General features: G+C 35.7%; 22 protein-coding genes. 21 read left to right on the top strand and 1 reads right to left on the bottom strand.

Translation table 11 applies throughout. From position 1 onward, the window contains the following. Positions 1 to 97: 97 nt before the first annotated feature. The 21 genes from T543_RS00660 to T543_RS00560 all read left to right on the top strand — a co-directional run bounded on the left by T543_RS00660 (position 98) and on the right by T543_RS00560 (position 25,050). Positions 98 to 2,308 (top strand): EAL domain-containing protein, encoded by a 2,211-nt coding sequence (locus T543_RS00660; RefSeq protein WP_035764698.1) that lies wholly within the window; start codon positions 98 to 100, stop codon positions 2,306 to 2,308. A 19-nt stretch (positions 2,309 to 2,327) separates the two neighbouring features. Further along, positions 2,328 to 3,689, top strand: coding sequence for a sensor domain-containing diguanylate cyclase (locus tag T543_RS14895; protein WP_051638434.1), 1,362 nt, complete (start codon positions 2,328 to 2,330; stop codon positions 3,687 to 3,689). Positions 3,690 to 3,762: 73 nt separating this feature from the next. After that, a complete protein-coding gene (locus tag T543_RS00650) occupies positions 3,763 to 4,485 on the top strand; it encodes a sulfite exporter TauE/SafE family protein (protein WP_035764697.1) in 723 nt (240 codons plus the stop codon). Positions 4,486 to 4,678: 193 nt separating this feature from the next. Beyond that, on the top strand, positions 4,679 to 5,587 hold the full coding sequence (locus T543_RS00645; RefSeq protein WP_035764696.1) for a hypothetical protein: 909 nt from the start codon (positions 4,679 to 4,681) through the stop codon (positions 5,585 to 5,587). A 289-nt stretch (positions 5,588 to 5,876) separates the two neighbouring features. Beyond that, on the top strand, positions 5,877 to 6,188 hold the full coding sequence (locus T543_RS00640; RefSeq protein ID WP_035764694.1) for a hypothetical protein: 312 nt from the start codon (positions 5,877 to 5,879) through the stop codon (positions 6,186 to 6,188). A 298-nt stretch (positions 6,189 to 6,486) separates the two neighbouring features. Next, positions 6,487 to 7,329 carry a macro domain-containing protein gene (locus T543_RS14890; protein WP_051638433.1) on the top strand — a complete coding sequence of 281 codons (843 nt, stop codon included), beginning with the start codon at positions 6,487 to 6,489 and terminating at the stop codon, positions 7,327 to 7,329. An 11-nt stretch (positions 7,330 to 7,340) separates the two neighbouring features. Next, positions 7,341 to 8,348 (top strand): DarT ssDNA thymidine ADP-ribosyltransferase family protein, encoded by a 1,008-nt coding sequence (locus T543_RS00630; protein WP_035764692.1) that lies wholly within the window; start codon positions 7,341 to 7,343, stop codon positions 8,346 to 8,348. Between the two features lie 257 nt (positions 8,349 to 8,605). Next, positions 8,606 to 9,604, top strand: a complete 999-nt coding sequence (locus T543_RS00625; RefSeq protein WP_035764690.1) for a glycosyltransferase family 8 protein — start codon at positions 8,606 to 8,608, stop codon at positions 9,602 to 9,604. A gap of 49 nt (positions 9,605 to 9,653) precedes the next feature. Next, on the top strand, positions 9,654 to 10,844 hold the full coding sequence (locus T543_RS00620) for a Coenzyme F420 hydrogenase/dehydrogenase, beta subunit C-terminal domain (protein ID WP_051638432.1): 1,191 nt from the start codon (positions 9,654 to 9,656) through the stop codon (positions 10,842 to 10,844). A 9-nt stretch (positions 10,845 to 10,853) separates the two neighbouring features. Further along, on the top strand, positions 10,854 to 12,068 hold the full coding sequence (locus T543_RS00615; RefSeq protein WP_035764675.1) for a polysaccharide pyruvyl transferase family protein: 1,215 nt from the start codon (positions 10,854 to 10,856) through the stop codon (positions 12,066 to 12,068). Next, positions 12,031 to 13,002: a glycosyltransferase family 2 protein gene (locus T543_RS00610; protein ID WP_051638431.1), complete on the top strand. Its 972-nt coding sequence runs from the start codon at positions 12,031 to 12,033 to the stop codon at positions 13,000 to 13,002. Before T543_RS00615 ends, T543_RS00610 begins: the two co-directional genes overlap by 38 nt. A gap of 23 nt (positions 13,003 to 13,025) precedes the next feature. Further along, positions 13,026 to 14,267, top strand: a complete 1,242-nt coding sequence (locus T543_RS00605; RefSeq protein ID WP_035764673.1) for an O-antigen ligase family protein — start codon at positions 13,026 to 13,028, stop codon at positions 14,265 to 14,267. Continuing rightward, on the top strand, positions 14,239 to 16,104 hold the full coding sequence (locus T543_RS00600) for an HAD hydrolase-like protein (RefSeq protein WP_035764670.1): 1,866 nt from the start codon (positions 14,239 to 14,241) through the stop codon (positions 16,102 to 16,104). The genes T543_RS00605 and T543_RS00600 overlap by 29 nt, the downstream gene beginning before the upstream one ends. Position 16,105: 1 nt before the next feature. Then, complete coding sequence (locus T543_RS00595; protein ID WP_035764668.1) at positions 16,106 to 17,494, top strand: lipopolysaccharide biosynthesis protein; 1,389 nt, start codon at positions 16,106 to 16,108, stop codon at positions 17,492 to 17,494. 543 nt (positions 17,495 to 18,037) lie between these two features. Then, positions 18,038 to 18,814: a Fic family protein gene (locus tag T543_RS00590; RefSeq protein ID WP_035764665.1), complete on the top strand. Its 777-nt coding sequence runs from the start codon at positions 18,038 to 18,040 to the stop codon at positions 18,812 to 18,814. 42 nt (positions 18,815 to 18,856) lie between these two features. Continuing rightward, positions 18,857 to 19,831, top strand: a complete 975-nt coding sequence (locus T543_RS00585; RefSeq protein WP_035764662.1) for a hypothetical protein — start codon at positions 18,857 to 18,859, stop codon at positions 19,829 to 19,831. 1 nt (position 19,832) lies between these two features. Next, on the top strand, positions 19,833 to 20,285 hold the full coding sequence (locus T543_RS00580) for a DUF4869 domain-containing protein (RefSeq protein WP_035764659.1): 453 nt from the start codon (positions 19,833 to 19,835) through the stop codon (positions 20,283 to 20,285). Between the two features lie 122 nt (positions 20,286 to 20,407). Next, entirely contained in the window at positions 20,408 to 20,956 is a 549-nt protein-coding gene (locus T543_RS00575; RefSeq protein WP_035764658.1) for a helix-turn-helix domain-containing protein, read from the top strand. Positions 20,957 to 20,960: 4 nt separating this feature from the next. After that, entirely contained in the window at positions 20,961 to 21,773 is an 813-nt protein-coding gene (locus T543_RS00570) for a HipA domain-containing protein (protein ID WP_035764655.1), read from the top strand. A gap of 254 nt (positions 21,774 to 22,027) precedes the next feature. Next, complete coding sequence (locus tag T543_RS00565; protein ID WP_051638430.1) at positions 22,028 to 23,440, top strand: AAA family ATPase; 1,413 nt, start codon at positions 22,028 to 22,030, stop codon at positions 23,438 to 23,440. A gap of 182 nt (positions 23,441 to 23,622) precedes the next feature. Continuing rightward, a complete protein-coding gene (locus T543_RS00560) occupies positions 23,623 to 25,050 on the top strand; it encodes an amino acid permease (protein WP_035764650.1) in 1,428 nt (475 codons plus the stop codon). A gap of 99 nt (positions 25,051 to 25,149) precedes the next feature. Here T543_RS00560 and T543_RS00555 read toward each other — a convergent pair whose 3' ends face one another. Then, complete coding sequence (locus T543_RS00555; protein WP_035764648.1) at positions 25,150 to 25,848, bottom strand: MgtC/SapB family protein; 699 nt, start codon at positions 25,846 to 25,848, stop codon at positions 25,150 to 25,152. Between the last annotated feature and the right edge of the window lie 20 nt (positions 25,849 to 25,868).

The following is a 25,868-nucleotide window of genomic DNA, read 5'->3' as shown; positions in this document are numbered from 1 at the left end:
CATATTGATATTTTTTAATGCTATAATGAACATGCATGGGGATTTTCTGTCTTCATGCTTTTTTTTCATTATTTTTTTGAGGGGGATGGAGAAACACATGAAAGTAGTATGGAATGTCTTGCGATATTCATGTTTTGTCATATGTATAGCATTTTTATGTTTGATAGGAAGCGTAGCTTATGCCCGTTCAGCTTCAGATGAAGCAGAAACTTTGGTTATTGGAGTTCCTGCTGACAGATGTCCTGTGTTTTATTATGACGAGGAAACAGATGAACTTGTGGGTATAGGCATTGACCTCATGCGTGCAGCGGCTGCAGAGGCCGGATATAATACTTCTTTTAGAGTTCTTGATGAAAAAACCAATAAAGATGCATTGGATAATCCGGATTATGATCTGATCATGCCATTTGGCAGTGCAATAAAGAGTTCAACAGGCGTAGATACAATTGTCTCCGAAAACCTTATGCAGACGCCGTTTACTATGGTAACCAAGGGGAACGAGAATCTTCCTCCAATAAATGAAATGCACATAGGAATGCTTAGTTCACTGACCGGAGCAGCAGAAACCGTAAAACAGCTCTATCCTGGAATTCAGATTACTATGTTTGAAACTATGGGGCAAAGTGTTAAGGCACTTAGACGCGGTAAGGTTGATGCACTTATGCATAATTCCTATGTGTGGAGTTATGTTCTGCAAAAGCCGTCTTATGCGGATCTTAGAGTTCAGCCTGCGTCCATGTTCTCTATGGATTTTCGCGCAGGTACTCTTGATACACCTAAAGGAAGAAATATAATAAAGCGCTTGGATGAGGGAATATCCAAGTTGGAAGATACCAGAAAACAAGCGATAATTCTCGATTACACATCGAGGCGCTTATATCATAATGATTTTTGGGATTATATTTTTGAATACAGATTTTTGTTCTTTATTTTGGCATTTTTGTTTTTTGCAGTGATTGCTTTTGGTGTTCATTTGCAGCATGAGGCAGAAAGGCGCCAGGAGCAGAAACTGCGAGAACTGATAGAAAAAGACCCGCTTACAGGTGCTTTGAGCCTTGAGGGGTTTAAGAAACGTGCAAAGGAGCTTCTTCGAGTTTATTCTGATAATCATTATATTCTTGTTTTCAACAACATTAGGAATTTTAAATTTATAAATGAACGACTCGGAAGAGATGCAGGAGATGAGCTTCTAAAGTTCTGGGCACATAGCATAATAGAAGCACTTACAGAAGAGGAAGCAGTAGGCCGCGTTACAGGTGACCGCTTTGCTATTCTTCGCAAGATAAAAGACGATGCGCAGATGAAAGTCTACGAAAAAGGAGTTGTAGAACCGCTGCTGAATTATTTTAATGACAAGGGTAAAGAAATAAAACTCCAGTTATGCACAGGAGTTTATGTTTTGACACCGGAGGATTATCAAAACGTAGATGTAGATAGAATGCTTGATTATGCAAGGATGGCAGAAAAGAAGATCAGGAATACGCACAAATCAGGCTATGAGTTCTATAATCCGGAGCAATGGGAAAAGGGTAAGCAGATAGTTGACATCAGTGGACATCTGCAGATGGCCTTGGATACCGGTGAAATACAGGTGTGGTATCAGCCGCAGGTTGATTATCTGACCAAATCAGTGAGCGGAGCTGAAGCGCTGTGCCGCTGGAAGCATCCAACACGTGGGTGGATCTCGCCAGGAATATTTATTCCTGTACTGGAAGAGACAGGGCAGATTTTTGACCTTGATAAATATATATGGGATAAGGTATGTCAGGACCTAAAGAGATGGAAGGAGCAGGGTGAAGTCCGATCTGTATCGGTTAACCTGTCACGATCTGATATCAGAGAGGACAGAAATATTCCGGGCTTTTTCTATGGACTGGTTCAGAAATACGGGCTTGATCCCGAGCAGCTAAGGATTGAAATAACAGAGACTGCGTATGTTGAGAGACCTGAATTTTTGATCAGGACTACTACGGAGCTGCGTGAGTATGGCTTCCAGGTTGAAATGGACGACTTTGGCAGCGGATATTCATCACTTCATATGCTAAAGGAGGTTCCGGTAGACAGGATAAAGATGGATCTCCATTTTTTGACCGGAACGGGAGATATGGAAAAAAGCCGTATAATCATCACGCAGGTGATAGTGCTTGTCAAACTTCTTGGAATGAAGCTTATTGCTGAAGGTGTAGAGACCAAGGCACAGGCGGATTTTTTGAGTGAGAGAGGATGCACCGAGATGCAGGGATATTATTTTTATAAACCTATGCCGGTTGAAGAGTTTGAGAAGGAATGTACAAAAATGCTTAAATGAACCAAAGGAGGTGCGCCTTTTGGAAAAGTACAGATACAGTGATGCGGAATTGGAACTTCTGAAACACAGCCATGTTCCTTTTGGTATTTACCAGTTTATAGAAAATAGGGCTACTACAATAGTACTATCTGTAGGTTTTGCTGAGCTTCTGGGCTATGATGACAAACGCAAAAAAGAGGCTTATGATTTGATGGATAACGATATTTATCGTGACATCCATGAAGATGACCGCGCTTCTATAAAAAATGAGGTTGACCGATTTGTTTCGGAGGGCGGGATTTTTGATGTGATCTGTAGGATCAAGAGAGATGGAGAATATAGGATAATCCATTCATACGGCAGACATATCTACAAGGAAGATGGAACGAGACTTGCTTTTATCTGGTATACAGATCAGGGTGCATTTGTAGGTGATAGTCTGGAAAATGAGGATATATCCGTAGAATATGCCAGATTACAACAGGAAAATGAACGCTTAAGGAAAGAGGCAGATGCAACCAGAGAGATAATGAAACTGAAAAAATCTGTTTCAGATCTTTTGACAAATATGCCTGCCATGACTTTTTCAAAAGATGTAAACACAAGGAAATATCTTGCCTGCAATCAGGCATTTGCAGATTATGCACACAAAGAGAATCCGGAAGGAGTTGTAGGACTGACTGATTTTGAGATTTTTGATGAGGAGACAGCGCTTCATTTTATTGAAGATGATAAGAAGGCGCTATCCATGAACAGACCTTATATTTTCTTTGAGGATGTTCCTGACGCGGCAGGCAATCCCCGACAGTTTCAGACGACAAAACTCAAATTTACGGATGATACCGGCAGAGAGTGCCTGCTGGGGTTATGCCAGGACGTGACCGATGCTATGCGTATTAAGCGTGAGTATACGGAGAAGCTTGCTCTTGTGCAGAATATGGCTGAAATAGATGCTCTTACCGGCATTAAGAATAAGAATGCATATAAGCAAAGAGAAAACCTGATGAACCAAAGGATCCAGGAACGGCGTCAATCTGAGTTCGCTATCGTTGTGCTCGATGTAAATGATCTAAAGAGGATTAATGATACTGAGGGTCATGAAGCAGGCGACAGATATATATGCGACGCATGTAAGATAATCTGTAAAGCTTTTAAGTGCAGCCCTGTGTACAGAGTCGGTGGGGACGAATTTGTGGTGATCTCGCAGGACGAAGACTATGCACGAAGCGATGAACTGGTAGAGTTGATCGCACGTCATAACGAGAATGCAATTTTGTATGGCGGAGTTATAATAGCCTGTGGCATGGCAAAGTTCAGCAATGAAGATTGTGTGGCTGAAGTATTTGAAATTGCTGACAAGAGAATGTATGAAAACAAAAAAAGCCTGAAGATGCACAGGTGATGTGCTCCGGGGACGGGGTACAAGGAGGAGTATGAAAAAATAAATAGGAGTCAGAGGGAGCTTTGAAAAAGGGATGTTTTTTTGGATCATTGCGACTGTATGTGCCTTTTACATAAAAGGATTATGCGGTTTTGCAAACACACTGGTTTTTACTTCTATACTGAGTTTTGGCGCAGCTAATATCAACATATCTCCTGTTGAACTGGTGCTGGGTTACCCGACCAATCTGATAATAAGCTGGAAAGAGAGAAAATCCATAGACAGGAAGATCTTCATTCCGTTATCTGTCATGGTAATTGTAGGGAGCCTTGCAGGTGTAGCTTTTTTAAAAAAAGCAGATATTACTGTTGTAAAAATAATATTTGGAGTACTCGTAATACTTGTCGGATTGGAAATGTTTTTCCGTGAGGCTGCAGGAAAAAAAGGAAAGCAGTCGAAGATATTGCTTACTGTAATAGGACTTCTTTCAGGTTTTCTGTGCGGGTTATATGGAGTTGGCGCGCTGCTTGGTGCATACATAGGAAGGACCACAGACGATGCAAAGGCTTTTAGAGCTAATATTTGCATGGTATTTATTATTGAGAATACTTTCAGGATCATCCTATACAGTATCTATGGGATCATAACACCGGATTCGCTAAAGAGAGCTCTTCTACTTGCGCCGTTTATGCTTGTGGGACTTTTAGCAGGGATGCTTAGTGCAAAGCGCATCGATGACAAGATTGTAAAAAAGATTGTCATTGTAATGCTGATAATTTCCGGAATCGCCCTGATTTTGACCAATATTGTAAAATGATCGATCCCAAAACGGAAGCTGCTACTTCTTAAGATTATCTTAATGTACTTGCTTTTGATTTCGAAAAATGATATTTTATCTCATACGTCAATTCTTGACGAGTTCTGCTGTTAGACAAACGGCAGATAATATTCCAGGATGTTTTGATTTGATATATTTACAGGAATTTTGAACAGGAGGTTTTTATCTAAAAATGAATATTATTGCAGCTAAAAGGATTAGGCGTATGGCTGTGTCTATTTCTTTTGCCGGAGCTATTTTCTTTGGCTTATTTTTTCTGAGGCCTATCACAGCGCATGGCCAAAACTGTATGCATGAAGAATACGAATGGGTTACGCTCATCAAACCAACATGCAGCAGATTCGGCAAAGACATAAAGATATGTCAGGACTGCGAGGAAATTCTGGAAACGCAGAGCATTCCAAAGCTTGAACACAAATGCAGATGGGAAAGAACAAAAGAGCCGACATGCACTATGCCGGGGGTAAAGTCGCATATATGCAAGAACTGCGGAGAAGTAACAGAAACAGAAGAAATACCGGCAAAAGGGCATAGGTTTGCAAGAGCTAAAACGCAAAGTGCTACTTGCAGCTCGCCAAAGGTTATTCAAAGAACGTGTAATGTTTGCGGTTTTATTTCATCGGAACAATCCGGAGAAAGGCTTGACCACAGGTACAAATGGAAAGTAACAAAAGCGGCAACATGCGCAGAGGAAGGCATAAGGACCGGAACCTGCTCAATGTGTAATGCCACAAAGACAGAACCCATTCCGCCCACAGGCAAACACAAATGCGGGGAATGGTCCGTTAAGTCAGTTAAGGTAAAAGGCAAAAAATTAAAAGTGATCCAGGAATGCTCATGCGCTGTCTGCAAAAGAACCGTTCGGGAAGTCTCAGGAACTACCGCATCTTTCCACGGAAAGCATGACAGAGAAAAGTATTATTACAAGCTTACAAAGAAAACAGGCCGGATAGTAATTCTCTGCTCCTCATGCCACCAATCTGTAACAGGCAAAATATCGGGTGGAACTATCTCATTTACAAGACCCAAGAGGGACAACTCCAGGTTTTCATCAAAAGCGTGGAAGAGGGTGAAAAAGTAAAATTTTTGATTTCTTGCAGGCAAAAAAGGAAAACTATAACAGCTCATGCGGTGGAAATATTACACTGCATGGGCTAAAATTAGGAGGTAAGAGTAGATATTTTACAGGAAAGAAGATAATGACATGTAATACCGAGTTGCTTTCCAAACAGGGAAATCAGATCCGAGATATAGTATGAGGAAGGAATTCTTGCAGATGGCTATTTAGGGGTAGTGTCTTATGGAATATGCTTCTGCAAAAAGAGTTGTATAGTTGAGAAGTATGTGCAGTGAATAGAAAGAGGTATATTATGAATAATGATCAAAAAATAGATTGCATTTTAGAAAAAGTGAGTTCCATGGATGGCAAGTTTAATATTATGGAAGAGAAGATAAATGCCATGGATGAGAAGATCAATGATCTTCAATCTGATGTTAAGAGTATTAAATTGCAGATAGAGAATGAAATTTGTCCTAATATTATGAGGGTAGCCGAAGGACACATGGATTTAGATAGAAAACTAAAAGAAGTAGTTACTTCCAGAACCGAGTATGAAATGCTTACACTAAGAGTAAATCATTTAGAAGCAGCTGTAGAAAAAATTGAAAAGAAGATAAGCTAATAAATAAAGTCAGATTATGATTTCAAAGAGACAGATATGATTTTTAATTAAAAGTAACTAATTGTTTTAAGAAGGCATTGGATACCGCTCATAAAGCATTATTTCAATGACAAATTCTCATATTTAGCTTATAATATCCCTATAGGGCTGAGGGGCTCTATGGGGATTTTCTTATGGGTTAGATTTAATGAAAAAAGTTATAATCTGGGGGCATTTTATATTTGGATTTATTGACGGCAGCGCGCCCAGATTGGCTGGGCAAAGCTGCCGTTTAATAATTTTTTGGAGTTAAAGAAATATGATCAGATATATTAAGGGCGACATATTTGCAAGTCCGGCGCAGGTAATAACAAATACCGTTAATCTTGAAGGTGTTATGGGAAAAGGTATTGCGCTGGAGTTTAAAAAGAGATATCCCAAAATGTTTGAAGCTTATAAGAAGAGATGTGACAGTGGAGAGTTCAACATTGGAAACCTTTTGTTATACAGAGAATATGATAAGTGGATATTATTGTTTCCTACTAAAAATGAGTGGCGCAGAAAATCACAGCTTAGCTATATTGAGAAAGGCTTGCAAAAGTTTGTGATTAACTGGGATAAGTTGGGGATTGATTCTATTGCATTTCCAGCGCTTGGTTGTGGTAATGGAGGATTGGATTGGAATGAAGTCCGCCCTTTAATGGAAAAGTATTTAAAAAGGCTTCCGATAAATATATACATTTATACAGATAGTTATTTTGATACAGATAGTAATACAGAGAAATTGTCAGATATAGAAAAAATGCTAAGCGGTGAGGCTGGATTAGAAGGATACAGACTGTTTAAACATAGATGTTTATCGTACATAAAAAAGAATGGCAACGTTTCTGTGGATGATAATAGAGTATGGTCTGTAAATGATGAAGGTGAATTAGAGCTGGATTCCCGCCCAGTGGGTGAATATGGCCTAATAAATACGTGGAATTATGTGTCTAATGTCAAGATTGTGTCAAAAGATGATGCGATGCAAAGAAATGATGACTTGCTGTTTCCTATGATGGGTCTAATGAAACAGATAAGTTATACGGACCGAATATTTGTTTCACGTGACGGTATATCTTACACGGAAAAACCTAACGCATATTGTTATAATGTTGCATAAAGTGGATTGGTATGGGATATAAAGAAATTCTAGTTGAACAGGCTCAAAAACTTAATACGGCATATCGATTTTGGCCATACTATTTGTATCATTTTTCTGATATTCACAATATTGTAAATATTCTTGAAGAGGGTATCGTATTGTCACGAAATGAAGCAAAAAAGAATGGCAAAATGATCAGTGATAATTCGAGTGAAAGAGTTATATCCAGAACAAAAGAAGAAGTCTTTGACTATGCCAGACTATATTTTCGCCCGCTTACTCCGACTCAGTACCACAGCGAAGGATATAAGCCTGAAATGGTACGAGATATCGAGATGAATGCAAGTTGCCCAGTGCCGGTATTTCTTGTTTTTGATGCGGATGCGATTCTGAGCATGGACAATTGCTACTTTGTTGAGCAAGGAATTGCAGGTTTCGGACATGAAAAGCAAGAAGGTACAGATGCATTTAAAAGACTTCACTTTGAAAAAATATATGATAATACCGTTTATTCAGGCGAAAGGTGGCAATCTGAAAAGAAGTATAGAATGTCAGAGGTGATTCGTAAAGAAGGATTCCCATTAGAAGGTAATTTAAAAGGCATCGTTTGTCGTAGTGAGGCAGAAAGGGCTATGCTAAGGCATTTATTAAGAGAACGTTCAGCTACCATATACGAAAAATACAAACCTATGATCGATGTACGACCTAATTTTGAATGTTTTTTTTATAATGGAATATTTGTAAAGAATCTAAGAATTCATAATGGATTGTTGGATATTGACTTTAATGATTCTGCCATACGAAGGGCTAAAGTTGCTCAAATAGATATGAAAATTCTGCTATCAGTAAAAGGCAGTCAAGGTAAAGAAGTAAAGGCAACAGAAATCAGAAAAAGAGTGGACTATAATGAAGCGATAGGATTTCAAATACCGGTAGAAATACCATCAGATGCAGAAAGTGTTCTAACGACTGTCTTATTTGATGGTGTTGAAATGTATAAAAACAGCGTACCGGTGGAGATGGAAGTGTTTTTGTGAGGACATTTGAATAGTCACTTTAAAACAGATAGTGTAGAGAGCATTATTTGTTTCTTCTATTAGTATTCTTAGACATTATGAGTATATCATGTTTCCTTGCTTTCGCATAATTCTCTGATATCCAGGAAAAAATATCGTTATTACTCTAAAATATAGGCTTCTATCATGGAGAATGATAAAAAGCATTTTTGTGTGGCCGGTGAATATATAAAGAAGAAAATGTTGCGAAAGAGAAACAAGAACAGGGGAGGTATAGCATGACAGTAGTTTATGTAAGCGATGATAATTATGCACATCTTCTTGGGATATCGTTATTATCACTGTATGCCAGTAATGTTAAGGACGATGAAATTAATGTTTTTATTATAGATGATGGCATTTCACAGAGTAACAAAGAGAAGATTAAACGAACGTCCGCACGATATGGTCGAGAAGTAAAATTCTATAATGCCAACTTATCAATATCAATTTATGGGATGGGAAAATGGCCTGCAAATATATTCTATAGACTTTTTTTCTTGACTATTTTAGGCGACGAACTTCGAGATGACAGGGTGCTATACTTGGATTGTGATACCATTATTACTGATAGAATAACGGAGCTAATAAATATAGATTTAGAAGGAAATGCGTGTGCTGCGGTTTATGAGTGCATGAGTAAAATGCATAAAAGGAATTGCTGCTTGGATGATTCTTGGCCTTACTACAATTCTGGAGTTTTATTAATGGATGTTAAGAAATGGAGAGAGTTGGAAGTCGAGAAAAGAGTAGGTGAGTTAATTGACTTAAATCATGAAAAGAAAATGGAATATCCAGATGAAGGAATTATTAATTATGTTTTAAAAGGAAAAATAAAAACTCTAGCACCTAGGTATAATCTAACGACAATAAAATGTGTTTTTTCATATCAAGAATTAAAATTATATAGAAAGTCCAGATTTATGTATAATGAGTCGGATTATGATGATGCCAAGATTAGACCATGCATTATACATTTTACCAATAGTTTTTTGGTAAGAAGGCCATGGCAAAATGGAGTTGGACATGAGCATCCAATGGTCAATTACTATTTAAAATTTAAAAATGATTCAGAATGGAAAGAAATGAAAGCTGCAGACGAGCAAGCAGGAGCGATTAAAAAATTGGCAAGAGTTTTGTTTTCATTTAATGGAATATTTTGTACTTTTTTCACAGGGGTTATTTATTCATATATCAAACCCTTGAAGTATGATGTAATGATTGTTTCTAAGGATTAGTATCCAGATATTAATAATGAGAACAACTTAGTGTATGGGGAATGTTGTTATGCTTGCTGAAAAAGATAAATGTACAGGCTGCTCTGCTTGCTACGCTACTTGTAACTATAATGGAATAAAAATGATTGAAGATGAAGCTGGATTCAAGTATCCAAGAGTCGATTATGAGAAGTGCGTAGGATGTTTTATGTGCACTAAAGCTTGTCCGGTTTTAAATAATATGGCAGAAAACAATAATAAAAAAAGGGGCTATATACTACAAAATAAGGATAAAAACGCTTTATTCGAAAGTACATCTGGAGCGGTTTTTCCTGAAATAGCTAAATATATAATTGAGTTGAATGGCAGGGTATACGGAGCGGCATTTGATAATGAGTTTTGTGTAAGACACATTGCAGTTGAGGATTTACTTGCGTTAAATAAATTAAAAAAAAGTAAATATGTTCAAAGTGATATGGGTGACATATATAGAAGTGTTAAAGCTGATTTGATAAGTGATAGACATGTGTGCTTCAGTGGAACGCCATGTCAAGTTGAGGGGTTATTATCATTTTTAGGAAAAGAATATCCTAAATTAGTAACTATCGACGTAGTATGTCACGGAGTGGCTTCCCCACTATTGTGGAGAAAATATATAAGCTTTAGGCAAAAGTCTAAAGTGATTAAAGATGTTTGCTTTAGGGACAAATCAAAAGGGTATCAGTATAGTCAAATGAATATTTTGTATGAGGATGGATCGCGATACCTACAGGGGACTGAGTATGATCAAATGCTCAGAGCTTTTTTTTCTGATATATGCGATCGTGAATCTTGCTATCACTGTAGTTTTAAAAAAATAGATAGAGTAAGTGATTTTACTATATGGGATTCATTTGATAATAGTAAGTTTAATGTTGATTTAAATGAAAATGTTGGTACATCTAAGATGATTGTTCATACAGAGAAAGGATGTAGAGTATTTGAAGCAATAAAGGAGAGATTTTTTTATAAGGAAGTTGATTCAAAAAGCTTGGTGGATTCGGCTTATGAAATGACAAGTTCAGTAGAGAAAAATATGAATAGAGAGAAGTTTTTAATGGATTTAAATAATATTTCAACAGAGCAGCTTATTAACAAGTATTTTCCGATAAATACAAAAGTAATAATAAAAAAAACATGTAGAGAAATATTATACAGACTTCAATTATACACACTTGCAAGAAGACTCTTTAATAGAATGAAAGCGGTGGTTAGGTTTTAGGGGTGGCAAATGGAAAAAGCACTAATTGTTGTGGGATATAAAACAGTAAATTATGGAGCAGCTGTTCAGGCAGTTGCGACTCAAAGGCTATTTGAAAAAGTAGGCCTTAGGGCGGAGGTGTTAAACTTAGAAAAGTTGTGGAGTGTGATTAGACAGAAAAAGGTACACTTTTATTTGGCAAATCTACAACTTTCATATATATTTCACAGCAAAGGGAAACTATATTTTAGCAGAGTTATTAGAAAATTTAATAGAAAATATGACATGGCATGTGATATGCGTTATAAAGAATTTGAATCTTTTTTAAAAAAAAATCTTTCTCTGACGAGGGTAATAGATGACTTCAATGACGCAAAAATAATCGCAGAGAACTATGAATACGTGATACTTGGCAGTGATCAGGTTTGGCTTCCATCAAGTGTCCTTACTAACGTATATGATCTTAGCTTTGCCTGGGATTTGGAAAGAGTGAAAAAGGTATGTTATGCCCCTAGTTTTGGCGTGGACTATATTTTACCTAGATATAAAAATGTATATTCAAATATGCTTAGAAATATTGATTGTATCTCAGTAAGAGAAGAAGCGGGTGTAAGGTTAGTTAATGATCTGGTAGGAATAACTCCGCCGATGGTGGCAGACCCTGTGCTTATGTTGAATAAACAAGAGTGGGAGTCTATCATTCCGAATGAGGATATACCAGAAATCAATTATGTTTTTATTTATTTTTTAGGGAATAACAAATTGCATAGAAGAAGAGCTGTTGAGTATGCAAAAAAACGGGGGCTGACGACCGTAGGGTTGATCCATCTAGATGAATATATTAAAGAAGATGAAAAAATATATGATAAATTCTATGTATCTCTTTCGCCAGGCATGTTTGTAAACTATATTAGGAATGCCAATGTAATATTTACAGATTCTTATCATTGCTTTTTATTATCACTAATTCATCATAAAAAAGTTGGATTGTATATGAGATATAGTGATAAAAGCACTATTTCAACAAATAACAGATTATATTCGATAATGCGAAGACTCAATTTAAAGCATGGTATTATTGATGAAAAAAAAGAAATAAAAACTGAGGATTTAATTAGTGATTATGAAGTGGTTGATAATAAAATAGAAGATTTTAGAAAGTCTTCATATCAATTTATAGATCATGTGATAAAAAAAGGACTCGAGAATGATACCTTTGGTGAGCGTAATAATACCTGTTTTTAATGTAGAAAAGTATTTACCAAAATGCCTGGATTCTGTTTTGAATCAGACATATAAAAAAACGGAAATAATAATAGTTGATGATGGCTCAACGGATAACTCATTACAAGTGTGTATGGATTATAAGCTTAGATATCCAGAAATAGTAATAATTCATCAAGATAATAAGGGATTATCGGCTGCTAGGAATGAAGGAATATCAAGGGCAAATGGCGATTATTTCATGTTCGTTGATAGCGATGATTTTGTGTCTAATGAGTTTGTCGAACTGATGGTATATGCAATAGAAAAAACAGGAACAGAAATTGCAACAACTCGAAAATATGTATCGTTTTATGAGAGTAATGAAAGTTCAGTTGTTTTTGATCAAAGTGAAGATATTGAAAAGTTTATTACTACTTACAATCATGAAGATTTTATAAAACTCATGATGCTGGAAAAAATATGCACTGGAGCCCAGTTCAAGATTTATAATAGAAAGATTTTCGAAGATTATAAATTTCCGCAAGGATACTTTGAGGATCTTGCAGTCTTATATAAGATATTTTGGAGACAAGATACTATTTCTGTTATAGATATGAAATTATACGCCTATAGAAAAAGAAATGATGGCATTATAAGAAATAACAATATTGGAAAAAAGCAAATTATTCTTGACATTACTAATGAGATGATGGGGTATTATGAAAACGCTCCATATGATGTTTTGAAGGCGGTAAAGGCTAGAGCCTTTATGGCTGTATTTAGTGTTTTCTTACAAGTTCCCTGGGAGGAACAAGAAGTAATTAGAATCATGTGGGAAAGAATTCTTAAATACAGAGATTTACACTTTATCTTTATGAATAATAAAAAATTATTTTTGGAGACGATTCTGTCTTATATGGGTAGACGAAAAGGGCATGTTATAGGTACAGCACTAAGGAAGATGATAGGTTAGAAAATATGGGGATTATTTAGCATATGAATATTCGTTTAGTAAGAAAAGAAAATTTATTAAGCAATGAATTGTTTTGGGTACTGATGCTATTTGTTTATTTTGAGCCTGCTTATTTTTCACAACTTCATTATTTGGATAGGGTATTCGATGTTATGAAGGTTATAAGCTTTTCTATAGTCCTATTTTTGATGATTAAAGGTGGAAAGTATCCTTATATTTTTTTGACTACGTTATTGTATTATGCATTCATGTTATCAATCACATATATTAAGGCTGGAGATGTAAAAACTATTGGTTTTCAATTTGTTTCTGCGATAGGAGCTGTAGTAACAGCATACTTGATGTCAGTATATATTAGGGAAAACTTTATTAGTTGTATATTAATAGTGTTTGAATTATTGATTTATGGAAACTGCTTGTCTGTATTGGTGGCGCCACATGGATTATATAGGTTTAGGACAATTACTGGTTGGTGGACAGATGCATGTTGGCTGTTAGGAATTCGAAATGGTATGACACTAACCTATATTATAGGTTTTTACCTTGAATGGATGAATTACCATTTTAACAAAAAAGCAAGGATTAGATTTATTATATACATGATAATTGCCTCATTCACAATAGTTCGAATCAATTTTTCTTCGTCAATTTTGATAGGAGCAGGTAGTGCGGGAGGGCTGGTTACATGTTGGCTATGTATACTTGCTATATTTGTTTTACCTAAAAATATACCATTATTAAACTTTACTAACGCTTTTTTGTTGGACTTAGTTTTCTTTGTACTTTTGGTTTTTTTTAGAATACAGAGAATGTTTTCTTTCTTTATAGAGAAGCTTTTGCATAAGACCGTGTCATTATCTGGAAGAGTGCATTTATGGGAAAAAGCTATAAATGTCATTGCTGATAGCCCAATATGGGGGTATGGAGCTGAATATGGTGTAAGTATGGCGGCCAGATTAAAAACACCTGCATCAGTAAATACCACTCAAAACGGGTTTTTGGATATTTTCTATACAGGTGGAATTGCCCTATTTGGTCTTTTCATGATTATGATTTTTATATGTGCATATCTCATTAATACACACTATATAAACCAAGAAATTAGTACATTTATAGGATATGTCACATTTGTTTTCTTTTTGTGTTGTCAGAGCGAATCAATGATAGGCGTTAGATTTTTCTTTTTTCTGCAATTGTTAATTTTATCAAATGCATACATTCAAGAGGAATACTCGAATGAAAAAGGTACAAATTTACTCGTTTGATATATTTGAGACATTAGTTAATCGAATAGTTGTTCATCCATATTGCATTTTCAAATTAATGGTCAGTGTAGCAAAGGAGAAGAAGATACTGTTACCTGACAATTTTAGTGATAAGAGGATACTTGCTGAAAAAAAGGCTAGAGCTGCAGATGAATACTATAATATTTTTGATATTTACTCTTTTATTAATGATATATCTGTTAGTAAAGAAATACTAATAGATTTGGAGTTTGAGACAGAATTAAGATATGCTTTTGTGAACAGAGAAATGAAAAAAAGACTAGAGCAGTTGAGACAAAAAGGAGAAGAAGTCTGTATTATCTCAGATATGTATTGGCCGAAGGAATATTTAGACAAATACTTGAGTTATTTTGGAATTGTTGATTATATCGACTTGTTTTGTTCATGTGATTGCAAAGCTTCAAAATATGATGGATCTCTTTTTAAATTCGTATTAAGAACTTTGAAAATTAAATCAAGCCAATTAGTACACATAGGAGATAATTACAGAAGTGATTTTCTTATTCCTCGTCTTATGGGAATTAAAGCACATTTGTTTAACCAAGAACATAATTACGATAAATACTATTTGAGCAGAAAAGAGGATTATATTGAATCTGATATAAGCGACTCAAAATTTATATGTTGTACATGTGACATAAAGGAAAGTAGAGAATATCAGCTGGGATATAGCTTGTTCGGACCGGTTTTATACGAATTTGCAAATTGGATTGATGGAAAAAGAAAGCAATACGGTATAAGTAAGCTGTTTTTTTTATCAAGAGACGGGATGATAATTAAGAAGGCATATGATCTTCTTTACCCAGATTCATATACTAGTTATTTCTATGCTTCCAGAAAAGCGCTAATTATCCCGACACTACACTATTACAACACATATGCTGAGATAAGTAATTGTTTTTTTGTTTCAGGCAGAGAAACAAACATTGAATTGTTGGATAAGCTAGGGGTAGATTCAAGAATATTACAGAATAATGAAAATGGAAAACAAGACAGGGAGAAAATTTCAAATTGTAATATAAGTGATTTATATGAGCTGTTTAAAGAAGATATAAATAAAAATTCAATAATACAAGAGAAGTTTTTAAAAGATTACTTATTGAAACAGGGACTTACCGAGAATTCGCTGATTATTGACATTGGATGGTTTGGCAATATGCAGTATTCGCTAGAAAAGATAATTAATGGAAATAGAGGGATACTAAAGGGAGTATATCTTGGAATTGTTCCATATTCTGAAAGGGTGGTTTCAAAGGAAATAGCAGCAGAAGGCTTCTTGTTTGGTCGTGGTAAAGAAAAATTTTACCAGGTAGTTAAATCAGCAATAGCTTTTTTTGAATTCTTTTTTACTGCAGAGCATGGAACCGTTAATGGCTATTCTAAAGATTTGACTCCAATACTTGGGAAGGAAGAATTGTTAAAAACGAATGAAGTAGATGAAAGGTATGTTCATTCTGAATTACAAAGAGGGGCAATTGATTATGTTTTAAAACGAAAATTATATATTGATTCAGTGCATCGAGAGGCAAGCAGTAGTATAGCAATTAAAAATATAGAGAATTTTTTAAATAATCCAAGGTTGGATGATATATCAATTTTGAAAGATATTGCTATATCGAGATCCAAAGGCACTGTACGGAAGATGGTATCCGCTAGAAGCTTTTTTTATTATTGCAGTCACTTTAAGGACTTTATAAATGACTTTAATCAAGCTGGAATAAAGACAGCATTTTTTAAAGAAATATTCAAAATAGAAATGCCATATCTTGATTATTACTTGCTAATGAGAAAAGTGTTAGGAAAAGGGAAGAAATAATATGAAAAGCTTTAAGCGGAATTTGATAATTGCCTTTTTTGCTCAATTTATATCTGTATTAACAAGTATAACGATATCTTTATTACTTCCTAAAATACTAGGAGTGACTCAGTATTCATATTTTCAATTAATGATATTTGGCATATCGTACATAGGCCTATTGCATTTTGGATTGTCTGATGGCGTTTACCTTAAATTTGGCGGCGAAGAGTACGAAAAGTTGAATTATAATATGTTGTCGTTCTGCTTTTGGTCTATGCTAACGTGGCTCGTCGTAATTGGCTTGTTAAGTAATTTAGCTTTATCCATGATTATTGATGATGCTGTAAGGATATATGTTTGGAGAAGCGTTTTTCTCTATGGTTTATTTGCCAATGAAGCATGGTTTTTGGGATATATATTTCAGGCCACTAATAATACTATAAGATATTCTATATCGATAATGATATTCAAACTGATTGTATTAGGAATATACTTGTTTTTCATTATGAATGGACAAAATGATTTGAGACAGTATATTCAAGTATATGTGTTTGCGCAGCTGCTTTCTCTTATATATTGTGTGATATATGGACAAAAAATTGTATTTGGACTAGGAAACATAAAAAAAGAGTATATTAAGGAATTGTTTGACAACTGTAGGGTAGGGATCAATCTAACAATTTCTAATATTTCGAACACATTTATACTTGGGATAGGAAGGATAATTGTTGATAAAAAGTGGAGTTTAGAGTCATTTGGAAAAGTATCTTTGGCTATATCATTGACGAATTTTATCATGCAATTCATGCAACAAGTTAGCATGGTGCTGTTTCCTGCGTTGCGAAGAGCATCTGAGCAAAAACTACTTGAGATATATGAGGCATTGAATAATACAGTGGGAATAGTCATTTGCGGTATGTATATTTTTTACTTTCCAATTGAGTTGGTTCTAGGTAAATGGTTGCCACAATATAGCGAGAGCTTCATGTATTTGGGACTATTGATTCCGATTGTATGTTTTGATGGAAAGGTTTATGTTTTATATAATACATATATGAAGGTAATGCGTAAGGAAAAGAGTATTCTTAGAATTAATGCCTTATCGTGCTTGTTTTGTCTTGCGCTTTCCGTCTTAATGGCATCATTAGCAAATAGTATTATGGCAGTAGTGTTAGCAATGGTTATTACTGTGTGTGTTAGAAGTTTTGTATTCGGGCTAATTCTTTCAGCTAAAAAAATGAAGTATTATAAAGTGTTTCTGACGGAATTAACATTATCAATCATGTTTGTTGGATTCCGTTTTTGTTTTACAAAGATAGTTTCGCTAATAATATACTTCCTGGTCTATTTAATAGTAATGTGGGTGAAAAAAAGGGATTTTACATCATTACATATTATTTCTAAATAGGAATAGTCATAGCCTGTTCATCAATTTATTTATGAGATTTGTATTATTTTAGTAAAAGAGTTTATGTTTTGGAACCATATACTGTTATAATCTTGATATGTAGTGCAAATTGAATTACGGCGAAATAGATAAATATAACATAAAAACGCAAGATAATCCTCTAACTTATTATTTGAAAAGTATAAGTTAGAGGATTATCTAAAGGATACATTATTATTAGACGAATATACGAGAAATACTTTACTGATTAGGGAATATCTTAATGAAAGGTTTTAGTTTTATGCAAGAATACTTGGAATAAGTAAAGCCGAAACGAATTTAAATGCATGGCGTAGCAAGAAGACTGTTCCGAGGTACAGATTGATTTTTGCTTGATAGAAAAGATGGAATAATAAACATTTGTGAGATCCATTTTTTTAGATAAAGAATATGTTTATATAAACAAGTTTAGTATGATCTGATACACAAAAGAAATCCTTTTCGTAATGAGGCTAGGAACAGAAAACTGACTTTTTTTGATACAATCGAAAGGAATATTATAATATGCCAGACACTTTTACCTATGATGATGTAATAAAATCATGGAAAGAAAAGAATATTTCAAGTATTGCAGATCTGGACGTTGTACTCTATGACTTCCGGATTCTTTTTGCATACAATTCTAACAGAATCGAAGGTTCTCAGATTACTATTCACCAAACAAGAGAAATATTTGAAAATGGAAAAGTTATTGGATACACGGGAGATTTGCGTGCTCTTTTTGAGACTGAGAATCAGAGGGTTTGTTATGAATTTCTAAAGGATAAAATCCTTAAGAAAGAACCGATTACTGAAGAGTTGGTTCTTGAGATTCAGGAAAAGCTGTGTCATGGTTGCTATGATGAGAGTAGATGGCAGAAGGGAGAACGCCCCGGCACTTATAAGAAGAATTACTATGGAGTTGGTATGTCCGTAGGAGTGCTTCCGGAGGATGTTCCTGAAGAAATGCAATTTATTTGTAGGGAATTAAAAGAAGCAGATTTGGATACTCCTTCAAGAATACTCAAGGCAGCAGCATGGTTTCATTGCAGTTTTGAAAGAATACACGCTTTTGCGGATGGTAATGGGAGAGTTGGAAGAACCCTTCTTAATTACATTTTGATGGTTAATGATTTGCCACCGGTTATTATATTTGATGAGGATAAGGGAACCTATTACATGGGGCTCGAGGTATTTGATCATACAGACAACATTGAGGGATTTGTGAAGTTTATAAAAGAACAGACAGTGAAGACATGGACAAGGAAAAATACTAAGGGAGATATGGTTCTGATAGTGTAGTATCAATGGGAAAGTATATTATAGGAGGACTAAAAATACCATATGGTCGGTAAATATGATATCAGAGTCTATAATAACAGGGTATCATATCACTTTGTAATTAAGAGAAATATAACAATTATTCAAGGAGATAGTGGTACCGGGAAGACCAGCTTGTTTAATTTAATATCAGATTACAATCAATCCGGAATTAGTTCCGGTGTCACAGTTTCTTGTGATCGAAAATGTGTAACGTTGCGGTTAAATGATGAGTTGCAGACAGAGCTTCTTAAAGCTATGCATGGATACATAGTTTTTTTGGATGAAAACAGCTCTTTTGTTAAGACACATGAGTTTGCAAAGATTGCTAATAAGTCAGATAACTATTTTGTTATTATCTGTAGGGATAGTCTTCCACAACTATCGTACAGTGTAGAAGAGATATATGGGATAAGGGTTGACAGAGATGCGAAGAAATACAGAGACCCACACAGAGTTTATAATGAGATGTATAAACTCTACAATTTCGATGGTACCAGCTTAAAACCTGAAGTAGTAATTACGGAGGATTCGAACTCTGGTCATGATTGTTTTGCTAGGATATTTCCTAAAAGCTGTATATCAGCGGGAGGAAGAAGTAATGTAGTAAATATGATTTCTTCTTTGAAGATAGAGCATAAAGATGTTTTGGCTATTGTAGACGGGGCTGCTTTTGGATCTGAAGTGGAGCTCTTTTTGAGAAAAGCAGAAAACTATGGAGCAAAATGTGTTTTATATGCACCGGAATCTTTTGAATATATTTTGCTAAAGAGTGGAATATTGGGTGATAGAGTTGATTCAGATAAATTGGCTAAGACATATGATTACGCTGATAGCTGTAAATATGTAAGTTGGGAACAGTTTTATGAAGCGTATTTAACAGACATCTCTCAAGGCACAGTATATAGTTATAGCAAGAAAAAATTGGGTCTGCCCTATATGACAGACGGTAATATGAAAAAAATACTAAATCAACTTCCTAAGCAGATTGAGGTATAAGATGCTGAATATAATATATGGAGAACTTGAAAAAGATAATTATATTTATGACCCGGATACTTTTTTCAATAATCAATACTTTGATGATTGGCTTACTACGCCACTTTCAAAAGAGATGATATTGGATATAGATAAATCTGAAGTGGTGGGACCAAATCTTATACAGAGTCCTGTACTTGGTCCGATTCCTCCGGAACGTTTATCTGGCGGTGTTAAGACATTGATTCTTATAGATAACGACGATGAGCACATTTTTAATGCGTCTGCTTGTGGCAATAACTGTGCAAAATGGCTTTTGAAGATTGCTGAGACCAAGGACATTACAGTTAGGCTTGGATATCTTATGGACTTTGGGCGGGAGCCTTTTGCTATACATGTTGTTAATACAGATAAAGTTGTTCATAATCTTGAAGAATTGGATGATGAAGTTATTGATAACAGATTGCTAAGATAATTATATATGTACTTCATATAACTTTGATTCCTTCTCATGCAAGGATACAAAATTGTAAAAACCATCAAAATAATGGTAAAAGTCGCTTTACACACCATCATTTTAATGGTTATAATGATGATATGAGAGTGAAAAAATATGTTACACCAAATTCAATAAAGGCAAATGATGTTAAGTTATTAAGGAGCAAGCTCGGAATGACACAGGCGGAGTTTGCTCTTTTTTGTAATGTTTCAAAACCTACGATTGAAAGGTGGGAGACATCGGATAAAGAAATAACCGGACCAGTGACGCTGCTTGCGCAGATTGTTATGCTGCATCCGGATATTGCAGAGGAACTAGTTCTTCCGAAAAAAAAATATCCGCTGAGGTTGTGGTATTACAATTATGATTCGGTGTGCACAATAATTGATGTTGATACGATCAATCAGAAGGTGCAAATTAAGAATTATACGAATAATCTGTTGTTTCGTGCATTTGGAAAAAATGAGCATCCCTCGTTTGATGATTATGAAGAATTCCTTAAATCACGTTGTTTCCCCGAAGAGCGAGATAAGATGAAACTGATACTTAAGGAATTGGATATACCTTTTTATGATCCGCTTATGATCATTGAAAAGACAGATGGGAGAATGGCAGAAGACAATTTTTGGATAAAGATAGAGAGATAGGTGAATGATAGAACTGTATGATAAGGATAAAAAAGAGCTTAACAGAAAGTCATCAAAGGGTAATCAGTTAAAGTTTGAGCGGGATGGAATATGGTATAAGGCGGATTATACTGGTTACGAAGGCCTGGCTGAGTATGTAGTCTCACATCTGTTGATGAAGAGTTCTCTAGATGCTTCGGAGTTTGTTACTTATGATCAGGAAGAAATCATCTACAAGAAACAAGTGTACATGGGAGTATCAAGTAAAGACTTTTTGAAAGATGGTGAGCAACTCATTACCTTAGAGCGGTTGTTTGTAAACATCTATGGCAATGGTTTAAACAGTATGATTTACAAGACGCGTGAGCATGAAGACAGGCTCAAAATCATCGTGACAAAGACGGAGAACCTGACCGGGTTAAGGAACTTTGGGGTGTATATGGCCAAGATGATGGCTATAGATGCTTTTTTTCTAAATGAGGATAGGCATACACATAATATAGCAGTGATAATGTGTTCAGACGGAAGTTATAGATATTGTCCTTTTTTTGACCAGGGTGCAGGGCTTCTTGCGGATACTAAGATGGACTATCCAATTACAAGCGATATGTATGAACTTATAGATTCAGTAGAACCGAAAACATTTTGTCAGGATTTTGATGAACAGCTTGATATCGCTGAAACGATATATGGTTCACACCTTAGATTTACTTTTTCAAAAAATGATGTTAATGCAATATTAGAAAATGCATATGGATATGAGCAAGCTGAGATAGATCGTGTAAGGAATATTGTTTTTGAACAGATGAGGAAGTATAGGTATATGTTTAAACAATAATCGTATTGGACTATTGAGATTAGTTTGTTTTTGAACATAAGTCCGTTGTTCAGAAAGATGCTATATATAATGAATTTTTTTGTTGTTTGGGCTTTGAAAATTGAAATTGGAATTCCAAAGCAATTCCTACTCTTGCTATGCAGTGTAAATCGGATTACAATGAAATAGATAAATATGAAGCAAAAATACGAGATAATCCTCTAACTTAGTAGCTTTTTGATATAAGTTAGAGGATTATCTATAAGGGGCGCATTATGATTGGACGAATAAACGAGAAGGAAATACTGGGGCAATGTAATAATTCAGGTAGACCGGAGTTTATTGTAGTATACGGAAGACGAAGAGTAGGAAAGACTTTCCTGATTAAGGAATATTTTAATGAAAGATTTTCGTTTTATGCAACCGGCATTAATAGTCAAAATGTTAGGGGACAGTTGAAGGCTTTTAATATTTCATTGAGGGAATATGGTTGTTCTGATACTTCAATACCAAAAGATTGGTTTGAAGCATTCATGAGGCTGAAAAAAGTATTGGAAGCTAAAACTGTTAGAAGGAATTCTATAAGCGGAAGACGCATAGTTTTTCTTGATGAATTGCCATGGATGGATACGGCAAAATCAGATTTTAAGAGCGCACTTGATTATTTTTGGAATAGCTGGGGATCTTCTCAGAAGGATCTAATGTTGATCGTTTGTGGTTCAGCGACATCTTGGATAATAAATAATCTTCTTGCTGATACCGGTGGATTTTACAATCGAATTACCAGAAGAATTCACCTGGCTCCTTTTTCATTAACAGAATGCAAGGAGCTTTTAGCTCAGAATAATATGATAATGACTAATAAGCAGATACTTGAAACATACATGATATTTGGTGGAATTCCTTTTTATCTAAATATGTTGAATAGTGGTCTTAGCCTTGCTCAGAATGTTGATGCACTTATTTTTAATGAGTATGGTGATTTGCATTATGAGTATAAGAACCTGTTTGATTCTCTTTTTAAAAATCCAGGTAAGCATAATAGTATCATAGATGCTTTATCAAAAAGCAAAGATGGTATGCTTCGTACAGAACTTGCAAAAGTAAAAACCATAGGAGATGGAGAACCATTAACAAAGGCTTTAAGTGAATTGGAAGAATGTGGGTTTATCAGAAAGTATCAGGATTTTACTACACCTAAGCAGGGGAACATTTTCCAGATAATAGATCCGTTTGTACTATTTAGTCTAAAATGCATAGAGGATGGTGGAATTTCATCCTGGGAAAACTATATAAATTCTCCGGGGTATTATGCATGGCGCGGCAATGCGTTTGAAATTCTTTGTCTTAATCATGTTGATGTGATAAAAAGAATACTCGGGATAAGTGGAGTTGAAACGAATGCATATGCATGGCGCAGCAAGAAAACTGTTCCGGGAGCACAGATTGATCTTTTACTTGATAGAAAAGATGGAATAATAAACATATGTGAGATGAAATTTTCAGATAGGGAATATGTTATAACCAAACAAGTTGAGGATGATTTGATACACAAAAGGGATGCTTTTCGTAACGAGGCTAATCCTAATAGTGCACTTCATATAACTTTGATTTCTGCGTCTGGAGTAAAAAATAATGAGCATAAGGATGTTGTTCAGAAAGTAATAAGTGGGGACGATTTTTTGTAAATGCAGATGAGGAGCTATTTAGAAGGGAGATAAGCCAAAACTACAATTCCAGGTATGGTTGTACGCGCTTTAGCTAAAACTTCAGGAAGAGTCATATTTAAATTTTTTTAATTATGGGTTATAATGTTAGAGTTTTGCCCCTGCAAAACTGATACGAAAAAAACAAGGAGGTATTTGTTGTTATGGATTCAAAGCGTATCAAGTGGTCAACACTGGCATTTATGGCATTTTCAACAGTGTGGGGGTTTGGAAATGTATTAAATGGATTTATTTATTTTAATGGTATTCAGGTTATTTTCAGCTGGATACTCATGTTTGCACTTTATTTTGTACCTTATGCACTTATGGTCGGTGAACTTGGCTCCGCATTCAAGGAATCAGGCGGCGGTGTGAGCTCATGGATTTTGAGTACAACAGGTCCTAAGCTTGCCTATTACGCAGGATGGACTTACTGGGCATGTCATATCACTTATATTGCATCAAAATCATCCGGCGGTATCAAGGCTCTTAGCTGGGCTGTTTTCCGAAACGGTGAGACATATGACAGCTTTCCCACAATTGCTATTCAGCTTTTGACATTCGCAATTCTGCTTGTATTTTGCTATGTTGCATCAAGGGGACTTAACCCTCTTAAGAAGCTGGCTACACTTGCAGGAACCAGTATGTTTGTAATGTCTATTCTTTACATACTTATGATGTTTGCTGCACCTGCAATCAATCCCGGTGCGGGCTTTGTGCCAATGGATATTACAGCGAAAACATTGATCCCGCAGTTTAATGTCAAGTATTTCACATCACTTTCAATCCTTGTATTTGCAGTAGGTGGTTGTGAGAAGATTTCTCCTTATGTAAACAAGGTTGAAAACCCCAGCAAAGGATTCCCTAAATCAATGATCACACTTGCGATCATGGTTGTGGTATGTGCAATCCTTGGAACATTTGCGATGGGAATGATGTTTGACCCTGCGCTTATAAACGAGTCAACAGATAGCTTTAATGCATATAATTCAAACGGTGCATACTGGGCATTCCAGAAGCTTGGCAACTACTATCATGTCGGCAATGCGCTTATGATCATCTATGCGCTTTGCAATGCAGTAGGTCAGCTTTCTACTCTTGTTATCAGTATCGATGCACCTCTTCGCATGCTTCTTGACAATGAGGATGCAAGAGAGTTCATTCCTTCAGGTCTTCTTAAGAAGAACGATGCAGGAGCTTATGTAAATGGTATCAAGATGGTTGCTGTTCTTTCAGGCGCGATCATTCTTATCCAGTCATTCGTTCCCGGTGCGGCTGCTGTATTAAAACAGCTTACCAAGCTTAACTCAGTTTGTATGCCTCTTCGTTACCTGTGGGTATTCTTTGCATATATAATGCTCAGAAAGGCAAAAGATAAATTCAATCCTGAGTACAAGTTTGTGAAAAATCAGGCTGTAGCACTTTTCTTTGGATGCTGGTGTTTTGCAATAACAGCTGCAAGCTGCATACTTGGAATGTATGATACAGATCCTTTCACATTTGCTCTTAACGTTATTACGCCGCTTGTTCTTGTAGCACTTGGTGTGATCATGCCGATAATAGCAAAGAATGAAAAGAATAAAAAAAGATAATGATGTTAAGAAAGCAGTATAAATAAAAAGTACAAATAAAGATAGAAAAAGAGGATGCTTCATATTTGATCAACGTATCAAATTAAAAGCATCCTTTTTTTAGATTTCTTCTACATAATTTACGAATTCCAAAGTACTGAGTGAATTTAATATTTCGGAATGTGACCTGTTTTTATCAAGTACGATATCTACAATAAGAGCTACATCAGAGGAGTTAAGAGTTTTGTCTTTACTCTTTTTGATGCTGCTTATGGAGTGCCCCTCTCCGTTGATGCTTCGGGAGAGCCTGCTTACGCCGTCTTCTTTTTCAACCTCGACATAAATGCTCATGAACTTGCTGTGCTCTTCAACCGCGATGCTAAGGTGCATCAGTACGATATTAGCGATGATGATAAGGGCAAAGCAGATGATCCCGACTGATATGTAACCTGCGCCAAGAGCCATGCCCATGCAGGCGGTAACCCATAAAGATGCTGCGGTTGTAAGACCTTTTATCTGTTTTCTGCCTGTTACAAGAATCGTTCCGGCGCCAAGGAAACCGATGCCGCTTACAACACCTGCGGGAATGCGGCTTACGTCAGCATTGAGAGAAGGCATCATGGCAAGGTAAACATTAAGGGATGTAGCAACAGCTGCTCCAAGGCTTACAAGAGCGAAGGTTTTGATACCTGCACTGTGCCTTGTATATATGCGCTCCCATCCGACCAGACTTCCGAAAATAAGAGCAAGTATAAGCCTTATGGCAACAGCAATATCGTCCATACTTCCGATGTATTCATATATTTTAATGATGTTCATAAGCGCCGCCTTTTTTGAGT

The sequence above is a fragment of the Butyrivibrio sp. NC2002 genome (assembly GCF_000702265.1).
Taxonomy (GTDB): Bacteria; Bacillota; Clostridia; order Lachnospirales; family Lachnospiraceae; genus Butyrivibrio.
The sequence above is the reverse complement of the archived record's forward strand: the minus strand, read 5'-3'. Positions and strand labels throughout refer to the sequence as shown.